This window comes from Neisseria sp. N95_16 (genome assembly GCF_002551535.2).
Classification (GTDB): Bacteria; Pseudomonadota; Gammaproteobacteria; order Burkholderiales; family Neisseriaceae; genus Neisseria; species Neisseria brasiliensis.
Window position 1 is genome coordinate 1 of record NZ_PDBT02000050.1, and the last position, 18,327, is coordinate 18,327.

Sequence of the window (18,327 nt, forward strand, 5' to 3'; positions counted from 1 at the left end):
CCGCCGACCGAGAAAGACATTGGACTATGAGACACCGGGTGATCTGTTTTCAGCAGCCCTTGCCAATGGCATTTGAGCGTTGCACTTGAAATGCGAATGTAAGGCCGTCTGAAACATCGTGTTTCAGACGGTCTGAGACCTTTGTACAACCCCAGATTTGAGTGCAGTTCGAAGTTGTAACAGTACAGAAAGCGCAGACATATCACTTAGATAGGCAAGCTTTCAAGCAGCGTATAAGGAAGAAATGTGCCAAAGGTGGGTATTTTGCAAAGGTCTCAGCTTTTTGTGATGAAAGCCAGTATTCTATTTTCTCACCAAAAAATAAAGCCCGCTCAAGGTCAGCACAATTCCCAACACTTTTTGCCATGAAAATTGCTCGCCAAACAGCCAAATCGCCAACGGTATCAACAGCAAAGCGGCCATACCGTTCACCGCCACGCCCGACCATTGTGCCGAGCCACCAGATTGGTAAGCCAACAAAAAGCCCAGCTCAATCAGCAAAATACCACCGGCCACCAACCAAACACGCCAATTTGCTGCCAGCGTGGCAGTATCATTAAACGACACTTTGCCGAACAAAGGCATCAGCAGTAAGCTCAACACCAGCGCCGCAGCATAATACACTGCCAACACGCTCATCGGGTTACTTGCCACATCATGCAGTGATTTTTGTCCGGTGTGGTACAGTACATTACCCAAAGCGGCAACAAGTAAAAATATCAGAAATTTCATGGCATGACTTCAGTTTAAAATCCAAACAATATTCAGGCCGTCTGAAAGCATTTACTGACTTTCAGACGGCCTGAGACCTTTGCAAAACTCCTTCAAGAGCCAGCACACATAAAACCGCCGTCATTCCCGCGCAGGCGGGGATCCATTTTTCAATATGACAAACTATTGAATAAAATAGGTTTCTTGAATTCTGAGATGGATTCCCGCCTGCGCAGGAATGACGGCAGTTCTGGTTTTTATTAATGATTGATCAGTTTTGCAAAGGTCTCGGCCTAATTTTATATTCTTTAAGCCGCTTCCCAATAATCAATATAAAGCTGCAATTCCACATTATTGCGCCATTCATTGGCTACGGGGCGGTACACGGTGCGGATATATTCGGGAATTTCTTCGCTGCATCGCCAAAACATTGCTTCAAATTCAAAGCCGTCTTTTTGCAGCCACACTTTTTTATGCTTGCCTTCCGCGCCCATCCATTGCTGGCGCACGACATGAAATTCATCGGTAAAGCTTGGCGGTGCAAAGCCCTGTCCCCATACATGGCGGGCAAGGTTTTGCGCTTGTTCCAAGGTAATTTCGACCGCAGGCAGGCTGCCGTCGGTAATGAAGGTTTGCGACAAATCGTCTTCGCGCACCATATCGCGCACGGCTTGCTCAAAGGCCGTCTGAAACGCAGGAATATTGTGTTCTAAAATACTCAAGCCCGCCGCCATCGCGTGGCCACCGAATTTCAAAATCAAATCGGGATGGCGTTTGCTGACCAAATCCAAGGCATCGCGCAAGTGCAGATTCGGTATAGAACGCCCCGAACCGCGCACTTCGCCGTTATCCGCCGGCGCAAACACAATGGTCGGGCGGTAAAAGCGGTCTTTCAAGCGGCTGGCGACAATGCCGACCACGCCCTGATGATAGTCTTCACGGTAAGCCACCAACGTGGTTTGCTGGCTCGGCAAGGTTTCGGGGAATGAATCCAAGGCATCTTGCAGCATGGATTGCTCGATTTCGCGACGCTCGATATTAAGGTTGTTCAACTGTGCCGCCAGCTCTTGAGCCTGTGCGTCATTGTCGGCCAGCAAACAGGCGATGCCGAGCGACATATCGTCCAAACGGCCGGCCGCATTGATGCGCGGCCCCAACGCAAAGCCCATGTCAAACGGCTGCGCCTTGCGCCAATCGCGCCGCGCCACTTCAAACAATGCGCGAATGCCCGGCCGCATCTTACCCTGCCGCATGCGTTTTAATCCTTGCGACACCAAAATGCGGTTATTGTGGTCAAGCGAAACCACATCGGCCACCGTACCCAATGCCACCAAATCCAATAATTCCGCCAAATTCGGTTCTTGCAGGCCGTCTGAAAAATAGTGTCGGCGGCGCAATTCGGCACGCAAAGCCATCAACACATAAAAAATCACGCCCACGCCGGCCAGACTTTTGCTCTCAAAGCCGCAACCGCGCTGGTTCGGATTCACAATAATACAATCCGGCACCTGCTCGGCCGGAAGGTGATGGTCAGTCACCACCACATCCAAACCCAAGGCCTGCGCCCGTGCCACACCGGCCAAGCTGGCGATGCCGTTATCCACCGTCAGCAGCAAGTTGGTGCCCTTTTCTGCTGCGATTTCCGCCAATTCAGGCGTGAGGCCGTAGCCGTGTTCAAAACGGTTGGGCACCAAAAAATCCACCACCGCTCCCATCGCGCTCAAGCCTTTGATGCCCACTGCGCAAGCAGTTGCACCATCAGCATCGTAGTCGGCCACAATCAAGATTTTTTCCTGCCGCGCAATGGCATCGGCCAAACGCGCCGCCGCCGCTTCGCATTGGGTCAGCGACTGATACGGCAGCAGTCCGGTGAGCTTGTCTTCCAATTCCTGCGGTGTTTGCACATCACGCGCGGCACACAGGCGCGCAATCAGCGGGTCGGCACCGGCATTGATTAAGGTGTCGCACACGGATTGGTTGATTGAACGGGTTTGTATCTTTACGGCCATGTTGTGGTTTCATGAATGAGGTTAAATGATTTTCAGACGGCCTGTGGTTTACGAGGCCGTCTGAAACTGTAAGAGAACATAATTATTCTTCAATATCTGCGACATCAAAATCATCATCGCCACCAGAATTACCTTCCATCACAGCCTTCACTTCTTGGAACAAAGCGCGGAAGCTTTTCGGCGGTTTGTTTTGCTCCTGCTCTTTGCGCGTGTTGCGGATTAAGGTGCGCAGTTTTCCGGCATCGGCTTGCGGGTAATCGGCCATGAATGTCGTAAACGCATCATCGTCAGCAATCAGACGTTCGCGGGCTTGCTCCACGCGTTGCAAAAAGGCATTGTGCGCCGCATTGTCGCCGCGCAGCTTGGCCAGATAGCGTTCAATCGGCTCGGGATCGGTGTCGCGCATCAGGCGGCCGATATATTGCGCTTGGCGTTTGAGCGCGCTGTTGGAGGTGATTTTTTTATAGCCTTGCACGGCTTCGTATAAATCTTCGTCCAAACCGATTTTCTTCAGCGTTTCGTTCGACAGCTTGGTCAATTCCATGCCCAAATCCTGCAGATGGTTCATCTGCTTTTTCATCTGGGTTTTGCTGACCCATTCTTCTTCGTTATCAATCATATCGCATTTGCTCGGTAAATTTTTTCAATCGCTGATTTTACCATGAGATGACGGCGCTGTCGGTTCAATATATTCCACCTATGACGACATTTTTGCCGAGGCCGTCTGAAAACAGTTAAAATAAGCGCACTTTTTTCCGGATAATCTTTATGCTGTTTAACCACTCTCAAGACGAACTGATCCAACTGTGCGGCCAAACGCTTTCACTGGCGCAGCAATTGGGGGCTACTGCTGCCGAAGCCGACTTCAGCGAATCCATCGGCCAAGGCGTGAGCGTGCGCCTGAACGAAATCGAGCAAATCGAATTCCAGCAGGATAAATCGTTGGACATCACTGTTTACGTCGGCCAACGCAAAGGCCGCGCCAGCACCGCTGATTTCTCACCCAATGCCTTACAGGACACCGTGCAAGCCGCCATCGACATCGCCAAATACACCGCCGAAGACGATTGCGCAGGCTTGGCCGATAAAGATTTGATGGCCACCGAAATCGGCGATCTCGACCGCTATCACGAGTGGGATTTAAGCGCCGAAGCCGCCATCGAACTGGCCAAACAATGCGAACAAGCCGCCTTGTCATTTGATTCGCGCATCGAAAATTCCGAAGGCGCCGGCGTGCAAACCAGCCATTATCAATACGTTTACGGCAATTCGCACGGCTTTATGGCACACCAGCAAGGCACGCGCCACAGCATTTCCTGCAGCGTGGTCGCCGCCGATGAGCATGGCATGCAGCGCGATTATTGGTATGACGCTTCTTGCCGCCATCAAGATATGGACTCACCGGAAAGCATCGGCCGCACCGCCGCCGAGCGCACGGTACGCCGCCTCGACAGCCAAACCCTGCCCACCGGCAGCTATCCGGTGATGTTCGACACCACCGTCGCCGGCGGTTTAATCGGCCATTTGGTCGGTGCATTGAGCGGCGGTGCGCTTTACCGCCAAAGCAGCTTCTTAATCGACAGTTTGGGCAAAAAAATCCTGCCCGATTTCGTCAACCTGCGCGAGGAACCGCATATCCCACGCGCTTTCGGCAGTACTTATTTCGACTCCGAAGGTGTTGCCACCCGCCCGCGTTTCCTGATTGAAAACGGCGTGGTACAAGGCTACCTTTTAAGCAGCTACAGCGCCCGCAAACTCGGCATGACATCCACCGGCAACGCAGGCGGCGCACATAATCTGTATCTCAGCCACACCCACACCAGCCAAGCCGACCTGCTCAAAGAAATGGGCACAGGCTTACTGGTAACCGAACTGATGGGGCAAGGTGTCAACACCATCACCGGCGACTATTCGCGCGGTGCCGCCGGATTCTGGGTGGAAAACGGTGTAATCGCCTATCCCGTGCACGAAATCACCATTGCCGGACGATTGCAGGATATGTATCAAAACGTCGTCGGCATCGCCAACGATGCCCTGCGCCGCTCGTCCAACAAAATTGGCTCGGTGCTGATTAGTGAGATGACCGTAGCGGGCGAATAAGAGTGGATAGTTAAAGGCCGTCTGAAAGCATTTCCTTTCAGACGGCCTATTCTTCCCATCAAATATCCATTATTGAAATTGAATTATTTTCGATTTTTTAGGTCTGAATGATTTGAATCATTCCTTATCTCTTTTCAGGAATCCCCATGCACGTTGTCGTTCTCCCTTCTTGGTATCCCAAATCCCAGCAAGATGTTGATGGAATTTTCTTCAGAATTCAGGCTCAAGGCTTGCAGAAAAGCAGCAAAATCAACAAAGTCAGTGTCATTGCGCCGATGTTCCGCCACCTGCGCGCGCAGCCGAAAACCTTGCTTAGCGGCCCTTACGGACTTAGAAAATATCAAGAAAACCAAATGGATATCTATGTTTATGACGGCATGTATCTGTTCCCGCGCTCGCCTTTTGTTGATTTAAACCGCGTGTTGTGGGTACGTGCAGGCATGAAAGCATTTGAAGCCTACATCAAAGAAAACGGCAAACCCGATTTAATTCATGCGCATGTGGTGAATTATGCCGGCATTTTGGCCTGTAAAATCTTCAAGAAATACGGCATTCCCTACATTATCACGGAACACAGCAGCACCTACGCCCGCGATCTGATTCGTGATGACCAATGGCCGGCTATGCGCGAAGCAGCCAAACACGCTTCCGGCCTTTATGCCGTCAGTCGCGATTTTGCCGACTTACTCAATCAAAAATATCCCGGCACACAATGGTCTTATTTACCGAATATTTTAGGCAAACACTTCACCCAACCGTTTGAATTTCCTGAAAAATCAGAAAGCGATTTCACCTTTTGCAGCGTTTCCCATTTGCGCCATTTAAAAGGCCATGATTTACTCCTGCCCGCCTTTGCCAAAGCCTTGCAGAAATATCCTGATTTAAAACTCAAAATCGGCGGTGCCGGCCCGGAAGGCGAGAATCTAAAAAATCTTGCCAAACAATTGGGCATTACCGAATCAGTCAGCTTCTTAGGCGCGCTGAAAACCGATGAAGTATTGAATTTAATGCGCCAAAGCGATGCCTTTGTATTGGCCAGCCGCACCGAAACCTTCGGCGTGGTCTATATCGAAGCCCTGTCGCAAGGTTTGCCGGTGATTGCCACAAAATGCGGCGGCCCGCAATCGATTGTGCGGCCGGAAAACGGTTTTCTTATTCCAACTGAAAACATCGATGCACTCGCCGATGCCTTAATTCAAATGTATGAACAGCGCGACCGTTTCTCACCACAAAAGCTGCGTCAAGATTGTTTGACCGAATTCAGCGAAGAAGCCATTATCAATCAATTGATTGGCAAGTTTGAACAAATTTTGGCATAGCCATAATATAGTCGTTTAAAATAAAAATAATACAGCGTTGCCAGCTCCCTTATGTACTAAGTGTACACGACGGTCTCTGTCGCCTTGTCTTATTTCTATTTAAAACGACTATCTCAATCAATAGGCCGTCTGAAAGCATTTCCTTTCAGACGGCCTATTGCTTTACGCCGGCTTTTTCGCCAGCATGGTCACAAATTTAAACTGAATCGGATTGCCAAATTCGTCTTTGGCGTGCATCGCACCCAATTCTTCTTTGTATTCAACTAATTCCCAATCCTGATAGTATTCGCGCAATTCGCCTTCGCTGAATTTAAACGGAAACGGCATCGGGCATGGAAAATCTTCGGTATCCATCGCCGAGACAATCAAATTGTAGCCACCAGCTTTGGTGCGCGTTTTCATGTTGGCAATCACTTGCGGAATAAAGCGCGGCTGGAGGAACATCATCACCACGGTTGCCACAATGTAATCGAAATCGTCCTGAATATTGGCGGCATTTAAATCGTATTCAAACGCATCCACTTCCAGCCCTTCGCGTGCGGCCAGCTCCTGCACGTTTTGCACCGCCATCGGGTTGTTATCGACGGCGGTGACGTCGAATCCTTGCAACGCGAGATACAACGCATTGCGGCCTTGTCCGCAGCCCATGTCCAATGCCTTGCCCGGCGGCACGATGTTTTCAGCGGCGCGTACGGCAGAATGCGTGGCACTCATGCCGTATTTTTTGTGGAAATAATCCGCGGCTTGGCAGTAGAACTCAAGCTGGATTTCGGTATCAGCCGTTTGCGCTTGGATTTTGTGCCATTGCTGCGGCGCAATCAGCCAATCATCACTCTCGGGCGTGAGTTCGTGTTCGGCCAAAATTTCGCCTGTTTCCGACAATTCATAAAATTTCAGACGGCCTTTTTTGACGATTAAATTGCCCCATGTACCTTCTTGGGTATTGTGTTGGCTCAATAAGGCTTCGGGAATGGTGTCGGCAGTCCAAACCGGCAATTGCTGATAGCGGAATAATGCTTGTGACGCGCTCATGTGGTTTCCTTTTAAAATAACATTCATATTATATGCTTGTTTATTTTAAATTCAATCTTTTCAGACGGCCTGTGTTATGATTCGGCGGTTCAATCAAGAGACGTTTTATGGATAAAACCGTTTACCTATATACCGACGGCGCCTGCAAAGGCAATCCGGGTGCGGGCGGCTGGGGCGTGTTGATGCGCTACGGCGTGCATGAAAAAGAGCTATTCGGCGGCGAAGCCGAAACCACCAACAACCGCATGGAACTCACCGCCGTCATCGAAGGCTTGAAAAGCTTGAAACGCCGCTGCACCGTGCAAATCTGCACCGACTCGCAATACGTCAAAAACGGCATGGAAAGCTGGATTGCCGGCTGGAAAAAAAACGGCTGGAAAACCGCCGCCAAAAAGCCGGTGAAAAACGATGATTTGTGGAAAACGCTGGATGAACTGGTCAGCCAACATGATGTACGCTGGACGTGGGTCAAAGGCCACGCGGGACATGCGGAAAACGAACGCGCCGATGAATTGGCCAACCGTGGCGCGGCAAAATTTATGTAGTGTGCGCAAATGAAAGATTCATTACATCTTCTGCCAAACTTGTTTCCCAACCGACAAATTGCCACATTTTTCTAAAGTTATGTCAAAAGGCCGTCTGAAAAGATGATTCAGACGGCCTTTTCTCTTAGAATATGCCCTTCGATTCGATTGATGTCATAAGGATTGCCATGAGTTGCCCGATTTGCCATGCGGAAAATGAAGATGTTTTGCTGCAAACACCGAATCTGCGCGTGATTGCCGTGCACAATGAAGCCGGTTCGCCTGCTTTCTGTCGCGTGATTTGGCAACAACATGTCGCGGAAATGACCGATTTGCCGCAAGCGCAGCGCGATGAAATCATGGATATGGTCTATCGCGTGGAATCCGCCATGCGCCAAGTATTGAAACCGACCAAAATCAATTTGGCGAGCTTGGGTAATGTGGTGCCGCACCTGCATTGGCATGTGATTGCGCGTTTTGAAAACGATGCCAATTTTCCGGCACCGATTTGGGCACCGGCCAGCCGCAGCCACGAAATGACGCTGCCGCAAGATTGGCCGCAACAAATCAAAGCCCTGCTGGCTTAAGTTTCAGACGGCCTCTTGGATTACAGGCCGTCTGAAACATTTAATCAATTCCATTTATTTGGCTGCCTGCTGTTCAAACGGCCTGATATAAATGAACTATACGGCGTTTTGCCGCCCCATCAAAAAGGATGTTTTATGTCTTGGAAACCTTCCCGCCGCCATTTTTTACGCGCTTCGGCCGCAGTGGCCGGTGCAGGATTGCTGCAAGCCTGTGGCACCAGCTCTACCCAGAAACCTACTGTTAACCGTACCCCATCAAGAAGCCAAACTGTGCAACCCCGCCGCCCCCAACCTGCCCGCTCCGGTGACAATATTTTGCGTGTTGTCGCGCCTTCCGGCTTTGCCGAATCTTACGACCGCGTCAATGTCGGCTTAACCCGCCTGTATGACGCCGGTTTTACCGTCACCAACCAGCAGGCCGGTTCGCGCCGTTATCAGCGCTTTGCCGGAACCGATGCCGAGCGCATCAATGATTTCCAAGAAGTCGCCAGCGGCCGTGTGAAAACGCCTAAAGTCTTGATGGGCTTGCGCGGCGGCTATGGTGCGGCACGTTTGTTGCCAAACATTGATTTTGCTTCCTTGGGCGCGCGTATGCGTGAACGCGGCACCTTATTTTTCGGCTTCAGCGACGTATGCGCCGTGCAATTGGCCTTGTTGGCCAAAGGCAATATGATGAGTTTTGCCGGCCCGATGGTGTATAGCGAATTCGGTAAACCTACCCCGAGCGTGTACACCATGGATTCGTTTATCCGCGGCACCACCAACACCACCAACATCATCGATGTCTCCGCCATCCAGCGCAGCGATGTGAATGTGGAAGGCACACTCTGGGGGGGCAATTTGAGTGTATTGGCCTCATTGGCCGGTACGCCTTACATGCCCGATATCAACGGCGGCATCCTGTTTCTCGAAGATGTGGGCGAACAGCCTTACCGCATCGAGCGCATGCTCAATACGCTCTATTTATCCGGTGTATTGCAAAAGCAACGTGCGATTATCTTCGGCGATTTCCGTATGGGCACCATCCGCGATATCTATGATTCGAGCTATGATTTGTCGGCGGTCATCAACCAAATCAACCGCGTAACCCGTGTGCCGGTATTGAGCGGCTTCCCATTCGGCCACATCACCAATAAAGCCACCTTCCCACTAGGCGCACACGCTAAAGTGCGCAGCACCGGCAGCGGCGGCTATTCGGTAACCTTCAGCGGCTACCCGACCTTAAATGCCAACAGCCTCAGCCTCGATACGCTGTTGCCGCCGCCAATGCCAACCTTCGATTCCTCTTCTTACAACACGATTATCGAAGAAGTGATTGAGTAATTCATCGTCAATAGTAAAGGCCGTCTGAACAAATATTGTTCAGACGGCCTTTGTGTTGTCATTAGAAGGATTTTTATTTAGCTGCCAATCAACCCACCATCATTCTTGGTAATCACCACCGTTGCCGCACGCGGACGGCCGCCGCGAATGCCTTCCGGCCATGACGATACTGCTTTCGGATTGGTCGGATCAGACGCGCCTTTAGCCGGTTCGCCTGGGTGTTGAATGTTGATAAACAGCGTTTTATTGTCCGGTGTGAACGCAATGCCGGTCACTTCTGCGCCGTTTGGTGCGGTCAGGAAACGGCGGTATTCGTCGGTACCCGGAATCGTGGCCACCATTTGGTTGTTGCCCATGCCGGCATATTCTTTCATGTTCAGCGTGGAAGTCGATACGTCGGTTTGAATCCACAACACACCGCGATGATCGAATGCCAAACCATCCGGACTACCGAAGGCGTCGCCGCTGATGTTGCCGCGATGTTCTTCTTTGGCCGCATCCGGTTTGCCCGCCATCACCAAAATATCCCATTTAAACGCGGTTTGCGTGCCGTCACCATCGGCTTCCTGCCAGTGGATGATGTGGCCAAACAAATTATTGCTGCGCGGATTGGCGGCATCAGTGCCCGGTTTGCCTTCTTGGCCGCGTTGGCTGTTGTTGGTCAAAGTGCAATACAGGCTGCCGGATTTAAACGGGTCGGCGGAAATCCATTCCGGACGATCCATTTTGGTGGCGCCGACTTTGTCTGCCGCCAAACGGGTTTTCACCAACAATTCTCCTTGGTCGGCAAAGCCGTTTTCTGCGGTCAAACCGTTTTGGCCGTGTACCAACGGCAGCCATTCGCCGGTGCCGTCTTCATTGAAGCGCGCCACATACAGCGTACCCTCTTCCAGCAAACGCATATTGGCCGCGCGGTGTTGCTCGCCCGGTTGGTAACGGTTTTTTGAAACAAATTTATAAATGTATTCAAAACGTTGGTCGTCACCCATATATACTGCCAAACGGCCGCTTGGGGTAACGGTCAGCTCGGCGCCTTCGTGTTTGAAGCGACCCAAGCCCGTGTGTTTGCGCGGCGTGGATTTTGGATTAAACGGGTCAATTTCAACAATCCAGCCAAAGCGGTTCGGCTCATTCGGATTTTTGCTGCTGTCGAAACGCTCGTCCACCTTGCTCCACAGATAATCGTTTTCTTCCTTGCCGATGCCGTAGCGTTTCTCCAATGGCGTGATTTCGCCGCTGTTGTTGGTGAAAATGTCGCTCCAGTTTTCTTCGCAGGTCAGATAAGTGCCCCACGGTGTGCGGCCGTTGGCACAGTTTTGCATCGTACCCAACACCAGCGCGCCTTGGCTGTCGGCGGCGGTGCGCATCAGGCTGTGGCCGCGTGCAGGGCCGGTTACGCTCATCGGGGTGTTGGCGGTAATGCGGCGGGCAAACGGCGACGGACGCTCCACTTGCCAGCCATTGGCACCACGGCGAACTTCCACCATCGAAATCCCCATTGCGTTTTGGCCTTTACGGGCTTTTTCCAACGACCAGTTGGCCATGCCGTCAGGGAACAGCAAGCCGTTGTCGATGTATTCGTGGTTCATCGCCAGCAGGCCGCGGTTGGATGTTTGTGAACCCAAAGGCAGCGAGAAAAACGCCATACCGTCGTGGTGCATACCAGCTTGTGCGGCCTGCTCGGCTGCGCTGTTGCCCGCATTGCTCTTAAATGCCGGCATATTACCCGCGATACCGGTGCTGTCGCCCCAACGGTACAGCACTTGCGCGGTATAGCCTTCCGGCACAATCACTTTGTCTTTAGTGGAAAACGGTACGCTCTTAAAGCCCAATGTGGTGGCGCGCGGGAAGCGTGGTGTTGGTTGGAAACGCGTTGCTTCTGTCGCGGCTTGCGCTTCCTTGCTCATCAGGCTCAACGGCAACATGCTGGTCACACCCAATGCGCCGAAGCTCTGCAACACGCGGCGGCGTGACAGGCGCGCGTCCATAATTTGAGAAAACGCCGGATTATTGCTGCTGTTGTCGATGTCTTCGGCGTGTGATTTTTTGATGGTGCCGACAAATGGTTTACCCATGATATTCCCTATTCAGATATGTTTCAGACGGCCTACTGAAGATATTTGCCCGACAAAATGCCCGCACGTTTCAGACGGCCTATTGCTCAATAACCGCAGGCAGTTTAGCAAGGGAATGTGACAAAGATGTGACGATACGGATTGAAAGCTAAAAATTCTTTAATCTTTTAACTATTACAAAACCAATATAAATCAATGATTAATGAATCAAATACAAAAGGCCGTCTGAAAACCTATGGCTTTCACACGGCCTTTATTTTTGTCACAATTCAATCATCAATCAGATTACGGCAGCGTTGTTTTGCTCCAGCTGGCTTAATGCGGCGCTGAATTCGGCAGCACTGTAGCTTTGACCGTTTTCAAAGGTAAAGCGGTCAACGCCGGTACCGGGCTGATCGTTGAAATTCAACACGCCTTCTTCGTATTGCGCAATGGATACGGAATCATTGCTGCCTTTGATGCCGACAAGCCACGTTGTCCATACACCTTGTGTGGTGGTGGTCAGCGTCAAATCCGACAAGGTCAAATCACCGGTGAAATGCAGCGTTTCGCTCTCGGATTTTAAGTCAAGGTAAAGGCTGTCTTTGCCGTCGCCCCGTCCGAAATTCACCAGGGTTTCGCCGTATAAGTATTGATTGGCGATAATCAATGCATTTTGTTCATCAAAATGAATCACCCAGCCGGTATTACCGTCGCTGTCTAAAAGTGATTCAATGCGAATGCTTTCAGGGCTGACACCGGCAGCAAAACGTACGGTATTATTGCCTTCGCGGTCAGATAAAAAATCCTTACCGCTATTGGCTTGGAAAAGATAAGTATCGCTACCCAAGCCGCCGTATAGCTCATCATTACCGGTTTGGCCGTTCAAAACATCATTACCGGTACCGCCATAAAGTTTGTCGTGGCCTTCACCGCCGTTGAGCACATCGTTGCCATGATTACCGAATATTTCATCATTACCACGACCGCCGTTCAAGCGGTTTTTGCCTTCATTGCCTACCAACATATTGCCGCTGTTGTTGCCTGAGCCGTAAATATTGGCGCTGCCGGTTAACACCAGCGCTTCGACATGGGTCGGCAACACATAGCTGACATCGCTGTACACCGTATCATAACCGCCATTGGCCTGTTCTTTAATGGTATCTTGGGTTGATTTCACATAATAAGCATCATCGGCAGCCGTGCCTTCGAAATGTTGGGTCAAGCTTTGAGTAGTACGTAATTGTTGATTCGTTTCCATGGTATAAGACTGCAGTAATTGAGTTGTTAACGTTATGCAGCCATAGGCCGTCTGAAACAGCGATTAATCAGACCGTATAGTGCGAGCATTAGACCTGTCGAAAATGAAAATAGTTCAAATACACTAATTAAATAACTGACTGTTTTAAATTAACTTTTTAATAAATTAACAAATTATTCCAAGTGAATTTAATACTGATTTTATTGAACTTAAATCTACAATATTCACCATTCATACACTCTAATAAACCATAAAAAAGGCCGTCTGAATTCAGACGGCCTTTCATCGACTATTCAATCACATTACAGCGAACGCGCCACTTCGACGATATCGAAGCATTCGAGCTGGTCGCCTTCCATGATTTCATTATAGCCTTTGAGCATCAAACCACACTCAAAGCCCATGCGCACTTCTTTGACATCGTCTTTATAGCGTTTCAACGAAGCCAGTTCGCCGGTATGAATCACCACGTTGTTACGGATCAGACGGATGTGCGAATCGCGTTTTACCACACCATCGGTCACCATACAGCCTGCAATATTGCCGACTTTGGATACGCTGATGACTTGACGGATTTCCACCGTACCGGTTACCTGTTCTTTTTCTTCAGGTGCCAACATACCGCTCATGGCTGCTTTCACATCGTCAATCGCGTCGTAGATGATATTGTAGTAGCGGATTTCTACGCTCTCGGTTTCAGCCAGTTTGCGTGCAGATGCATCAGCGCGCACGTTAAAGCCGATAATCACGGCACCGGAAGCGATGGCCAAGTTGACGTCACTCTCGGTAATACCGCCGACACCGCTGTGCAATACATTGACTTTGACTTCGTCGGTCGACAGTTTTTTCAGACTGCCTGACAAAGCTTCGTAAGAACCTTGTACGTCGGCTTTGATGATAACCGACAAAGATTGCGCTTGGCTTTCGCCCATGTTGTTAAACATGTTTTCCAGCTTCGCCGCTTGTTGTTTGGCCAAACGGACATCACGGTATTTACCTTGACGGAACAAAGCAATCTCGCGCGCTTTTTTCTCGTCGGCCAACACCATGGCATCTTCACCCGCATTCGGCACATCAGACAAGCCCAAAATTTCTACCGGAATAGAAGGACCAGCTTCGCTAATCGACTTACCATTTTCATCGCTCATGGCACGGATTTTACCAAAGGCCGTACCGGCCAACAGCATATCGCCTTTACGCAGCGTACCGCTTTGCACCAACAGGGTAGCTACGGCACCGCGGCCTTTGTCCAAACGGGCTTCAACGATGATACCTTTGGCCGGCGCTTCTACCGGTGCGGTCAATTCCAATACCTCAGCTTCCAGCAACACAGCTTCGAGCAAGGCATCAATGTTCAGACCTTTTTTGGCCGAAACATCGATAAATTGAACATCGCCGCCCCATTCGTCCGGCACCACTTCATGCGCGGTCAATTCTTGACGGATACGCTCAGGGTTGGCCGCTTCTTTATCGATTTTGTTCACAGCAACCACCATCGGCACACCTGCTGCTTTCGCGTGGGCAATCGCTTCGATGGTTTGCGGCATCACGCCGTCATCGGCAGCCACCACCAAAATCACGATGTCAGTCGCTCTGGCACCACGCGCACGCATCGCAGTAAACGCTTCGTGACCCGGGGTATCCAAGAAGGTAATCACACCGCGTGGGGTTTGTACATGGTAAGCACCAATGTGCTGGGTAATACCACCGGCCTCGCCTTGTACCACTTTGGCACGACGGATGTAGTCGAGTAACGAGGTTTTACCGTGGTCAACGTGACCCATCACGGTCACTACAGGCGGACGTGACAGCAATTCGGCTTCCACAACTTCGGCGTTTTCATCCAAGAATGCTTCCGGATCGTCCGCAGCAGCCGGTTTACCGATATGGCCGAGTTCTTCTACCACGATCAATGCGGTATCTTGGTCGATGGATTGGTTGATGGTAACCATCATGCCCATCTTCATCAAGGCTTTCACCACTTCCACGCCTTTTACCGCCATTTTGTGCGCCAAATCGGCTACGGTAATGGTTTCCGGAATCAACACTTCATGCACCACCGGCTCGGTCGGCGCTTGGAAGGCGTGTTGATTTGGCTCCAGCTTGAGCTGTTTTTTGCCTTTTTTGCCACCACGAACGCGTTCGTCTTGGCCACCTTGGTTACGGCCGCCTTTGGCATTTTTACCGCCGCGTGGACGGGCATCGACATCATCACGATTACGGCGATCATCTTTTTTCGCACGAGCCGGAGCAGCTGCTTTATCAGCTTCTGCCGCTTTTTCAGCAGGCTTGGCCGGTTTAGAAGGTTTCGCGCTGCGCACTTCGCCGGCTTTGTTTTCTTTAGCCGCTTTTGCTTCTTGAGCAGCCTGTTGTTTCACGGCTTCACGACGTGCTTGACGCTCTTGTTTCTCACGCAACAAAGCTTCTTGGGCAGCACGCAGTTTAGCCGCGCGCTCGGCTTCTTCGTCACGCATAGCCTGTTCGGCCGCACTCACCACCGGTTTAGGTACGGCCGGCGCCGACACAGCTTTTTTCGGTGCTTCTTTCGCTTTGTTTTGTGGCTTGTCCTGTTTTGGTTTAGCAGCCGGTTTGGCTTTTTCTTCAGCCTTCTCTTCAGACGGCTTCACTTCAGGCTCAACGGCTTTTTTCTCTTCTGCTTTGGCTTGTTGCGCCGCTTTCAAGCGGGCTGCTTCAGCTTCCGCTTTTGCGCGTTCGGCAGCAGCTTTCTCGGCTGCTTCTTTTTCCGCTTGCGCTTTGCGTGCTGCTTCCGCTTCAGCTGCTTTTTGTGCTTCAGCCTTGGCTTTGGCTTCGGCCGCAATCTCATCGGCAGAAGGAATGCTCACGGCACGGCTGCGACGGCGCGTTTCCACTTTAACGCTGCCCACAGTGCTGACTTCTTTTTTGGTACGGCTAATGCTGATGGTGGCGTTGTCGCTGCCATTTTGCTTTTTCAAATATTGAGCCAAAAGCTGCTTATCTTCCAAAGTCAACGAGTCGCTGCCGCTACTTTTATTCACGCCAGCGCTTTGCAGTTGCTTCAACAAAACATCGACGGGTTTATTCATTTCGGTGGCAAATTGTTCTACGGTTGTGTTACTCATCTATTACCCCCTCAGTTACTTTCTTCGGTGAACCAATGTTCGCGCGCAGCCATAATCACAGTTTTGGCTTCGTCTTCGGTCACACCGGTAATTTCAATCAATTCATCCACGGACAATTCGGCCAAATCGTCACGCGTGGCAATACCGGCTTGCGCCAGATCGCGCAGCATATCCGAATCCAAACCTTCCAGATTGCGCATATCTTCTGACATATCGGCCAATTTTTCTTCCGAGGCAATGGCCAAGGTCAAAATCGCATCGCGGGCGCGGTTGCGCAGGGCTTCAACGATTTCTTCGTTAAAACCTTCAATTTCCAACAACTCAGCCGCAGGCACATACGCCACTTCTTCCAAGGTTTGAAAACCTTCTTGTACCAACACATCCGCTGTTTCGGCATCGATATTCATGTGGCCGATAAACAGTTCGCGAATGGCGGCATCTTCTGCTTCATTGCGCTCATCTGCTTCTTTAACAGTCATGATGTTCAACTGCCAGCCGGTCAAATCCGATGCCAAGCGCACGTTTTGACCACCGCGGCCGATGGCCAAGGCCAATTGGTCTTCTGCCACAATCACATCAACGGCATGTTTGTCTTCATCAATCAAAATACGGCTGACTTCGGCAGGCGACAAGGCATTAATCACAAATTGTGCGGTTTCAGACGACCACAACACCACGTCAATACGCTCGCCTGATAATTCGTTGCTCACCGCATTCACGCGCGAACCGCGCACACCAATACAAGTGCCTTGCGGATCGATGCGCTGGTCGTTAGCTTTTACCGCCACTTTTGCACGTTGACCCGGGTCACGCGCCACTTCGCGGATTTCCAACAAGCCATCGGCAATTTCAGGCACTTCCTGCTCATACAGTTTGGCCAAAAATTCGCCTGAAGTGCGGCTCAACACCACTTGTTTGCGGCCGGTATTGCCGATTTCTTCCACGCGTACAAACAAGGCGCGAATGCGGTCGCCGCTGCGGAAGTTTTCACGCGGAATCATTTGGTCGCGCGGAATCAGCGCATCTAATTTGCCTGAAATCACTTCCACGATGATGCCGTGACGCTCAACACGCTTCACCGTACCCATAATAATGTCTTCTTTTTGTTGCAAGAATTCATTCAGGATTTGCTCACGCTCGGCATCGCGGATGCGTTGCAGAATAATTTGTTTGGCGGTTTGCGCAGCTTGACGGCCGAAACCTTCATTTTCCAGCTGCTCTTCGTAATATTCGCCGATTTGAATATCGGTACCCGGAATTTCTTCTTGAATTTCTTCAATGGTTTTTTCCACATCCGGATAAGTATAATCTTCGTCGGCCACAATCAACCAACGGCGGAAAGTACGGTATTCGCCGGTATCACGGTCGATTTCGACACGCACGTCCATGTGTTCGCGGTTGGCTTTCTTTTTGGCAGCGGTTGACAGCGCAAACTCCAAAGCCTGAAACACCACTTCTGCTTCTACGTTTTTCTCGCTTGCCAAAGCTTCGGCAAGTTGTAACATCTCACGACTCATCTTTAGAATCTCCGTTATGTATTATGTTTAAAATTTGAATTCAGGACGCAGACGGGCTTTGTCGATATTGCTGATTTCAATCTCAGCGGTTTTGCCGTCGAAAGCAACGGTAACCACATCGTTTTCACATTTTTCGATGCGGCCGATAAAGTTTTTCTGACCATCAATCGGCAGACGGGTTTTGATTTTGGCGTTTTCACCGGCAAAGCGGGCAAAGTCGGCGGCTTTTTTCAGCGGACGATCCAAGCCCGGGCTGGAAATTTCCAAACGCTTGTAATCCACGTCTTCCACCATGAAAACGCGGCTCAAATGGTTGCTCACCGTGGCGCAATCTTCCACGGTAATGCCTTCCGGCTTATCGATAAACACACGCAAATCGCCTTGCGCGGTCAGCTCGAAATCCACCAGCTCATAGCCCAAACCGGGCAGGGTTTTATCAAGAATATTTTGAATATCCATGCGACTCCACAGTATAAAAACAAAAAAATGGCCCGATGGCCATTTTTCTATAAATTTGAAAAATTGCCGTATTATAACGCATTTAAAAGCAAAAGAAAAGCATTGATTTCGCTTGCCTTTTTTCAGACGGCATAGTGATATTCTTGCTTTACACCATGCTTTTTCATTTGTATTGATTGTCAACAAAATAAGCCTGTTTGATTTTCAGACGGCCTTACATGTAGGAAATCATCGCCTAACAAGTGCAATTTCCAATAACAGAAAAGGCCAGTATGCGGTAGTATACTGCCTTTCCTGACAAGAAAGATTGCAATATGGCCTACACACAAC

Annotated in this window: 14 protein-coding genes; 5 read left to right on the forward strand and 9 right to left on the reverse strand. The window is 50.5% G+C overall.

The window, feature by feature from the left end; translation table 11 throughout:
• Positions 1-303: 303 nt before the first annotated feature.
• From CRG49_RS08590 to yjgA, 3 genes are all read right to left on the reverse strand, one after another.
• Positions 304-732, reverse strand: coding sequence for a hypothetical protein (locus CRG49_RS08590; protein ID WP_095503267.1), 429 nt, complete (start codon positions 730-732; stop codon positions 304-306).
• A gap of 287 nt (positions 733-1,019) precedes the next feature.
• The gene (gene recJ / locus CRG49_RS08595; protein ID WP_095503266.1) at positions 1,020-2,720 is read right to left on the reverse strand and encodes a single-stranded-DNA-specific exonuclease RecJ; all 1,701 of its coding nucleotides are present in this window, start codon (positions 2,718-2,720) and stop codon (positions 1,020-1,022) included.
• 82 nt (positions 2,721-2,802) lie between these two features.
• The gene (gene yjgA, locus CRG49_RS08600; protein ID WP_095503265.1) at positions 2,803-3,339 is read right to left on the reverse strand and encodes a ribosome biogenesis factor YjgA; all 537 of its coding nucleotides are present in this window, start codon (positions 3,337-3,339) and stop codon (positions 2,803-2,805) included.
• A gap of 149 nt (positions 3,340-3,488) precedes the next feature.
• Between yjgA and pmbA the strand changes: the two genes are divergently transcribed.
• Both pmbA and CRG49_RS08610 read left to right on the forward strand, forming a co-directional pair.
• A complete protein-coding gene (gene pmbA / locus CRG49_RS08605) occupies positions 3,489-4,820 on the forward strand; it encodes a metalloprotease PmbA (RefSeq protein ID WP_095503264.1) in 1,332 nt (443 codons plus the stop codon).
• Between the two features lie 146 nt (positions 4,821-4,966).
• The gene (locus CRG49_RS08610; RefSeq protein WP_095503263.1) at positions 4,967-6,139 is read left to right on the forward strand and encodes a glycosyltransferase; all 1,173 of its coding nucleotides are present in this window, start codon (positions 4,967-4,969) and stop codon (positions 6,137-6,139) included.
• Positions 6,140-6,301: 162 nt separating this feature from the next.
• Here the strand turns inward: CRG49_RS08610 and tehB are convergent, their stop codons facing one another.
• Entirely contained in the window at positions 6,302-7,171 is an 870-nt protein-coding gene (tehB, locus tag CRG49_RS08615; RefSeq protein WP_095503262.1) for an SAM-dependent methyltransferase TehB, read from the reverse strand.
• A 107-nt stretch (positions 7,172-7,278) separates the two neighbouring features.
• Between tehB and rnhA the strand changes: the two genes are divergently transcribed.
• The 3 genes from rnhA (at position 7,279) to CRG49_RS08630 (ending at position 9,605) form a co-directional block, all read left to right on the forward strand.
• Complete coding sequence (rnhA, locus tag CRG49_RS08620) at positions 7,279-7,716, forward strand: ribonuclease HI (protein ID WP_095503261.1); 438 nt, start codon at positions 7,279-7,281, stop codon at positions 7,714-7,716.
• 167 nt (positions 7,717-7,883) lie between these two features.
• Positions 7,884-8,282 carry an HIT family protein gene (locus tag CRG49_RS08625; protein WP_095503260.1) on the forward strand — a complete coding sequence of 133 codons (399 nt, stop codon included), beginning with the start codon at positions 7,884-7,886 and terminating at the stop codon, positions 8,280-8,282.
• 135 nt (positions 8,283-8,417) lie between these two features.
• A complete protein-coding gene (locus tag CRG49_RS08630; RefSeq protein ID WP_095503259.1) occupies positions 8,418-9,605 on the forward strand; it encodes an LD-carboxypeptidase in 1,188 nt (395 codons plus the stop codon).
• Positions 9,606-9,682: 77 nt separating this feature from the next.
• Here the strand turns inward: CRG49_RS08630 and CRG49_RS08635 are convergent, their stop codons facing one another.
• The 5 genes from CRG49_RS08635 to rimP all read right to left on the reverse strand — a co-directional run bounded on the left by CRG49_RS08635 (position 9,683) and on the right by rimP (position 17,997).
• A complete protein-coding gene (locus tag CRG49_RS08635; protein ID WP_095503258.1) occupies positions 9,683-11,680 on the reverse strand; it encodes a PhoX family phosphatase in 1,998 nt (665 codons plus the stop codon).
• Positions 11,681-11,960: 280 nt separating this feature from the next.
• On the reverse strand, positions 11,961-12,920 hold the full coding sequence (locus CRG49_RS08640) for a calcium-binding protein (protein ID WP_095503257.1): 960 nt from the start codon (positions 12,918-12,920) through the stop codon (positions 11,961-11,963).
• Positions 12,921-13,222: 302 nt separating this feature from the next.
• Positions 13,223-16,021: a translation initiation factor IF-2 gene (gene infB, locus CRG49_RS08645; RefSeq protein WP_095503256.1), complete on the reverse strand. Its 2,799-nt coding sequence runs from the start codon at positions 16,019-16,021 to the stop codon at positions 13,223-13,225.
• Positions 16,022-16,032: 11 nt separating this feature from the next.
• Positions 16,033-17,538, reverse strand: coding sequence for a transcription termination factor NusA (nusA, locus tag CRG49_RS08650; RefSeq protein ID WP_095503255.1), 1,506 nt, complete (start codon positions 17,536-17,538; stop codon positions 16,033-16,035).
• Between the two features lie 27 nt (positions 17,539-17,565).
• Positions 17,566-17,997 carry a ribosome maturation factor RimP gene (rimP, locus tag CRG49_RS08655; protein ID WP_095503254.1) on the reverse strand — a complete coding sequence of 144 codons (432 nt, stop codon included), beginning with the start codon at positions 17,995-17,997 and terminating at the stop codon, positions 17,566-17,568.
• Positions 17,998-18,327 lie beyond the last annotated feature (330 nt).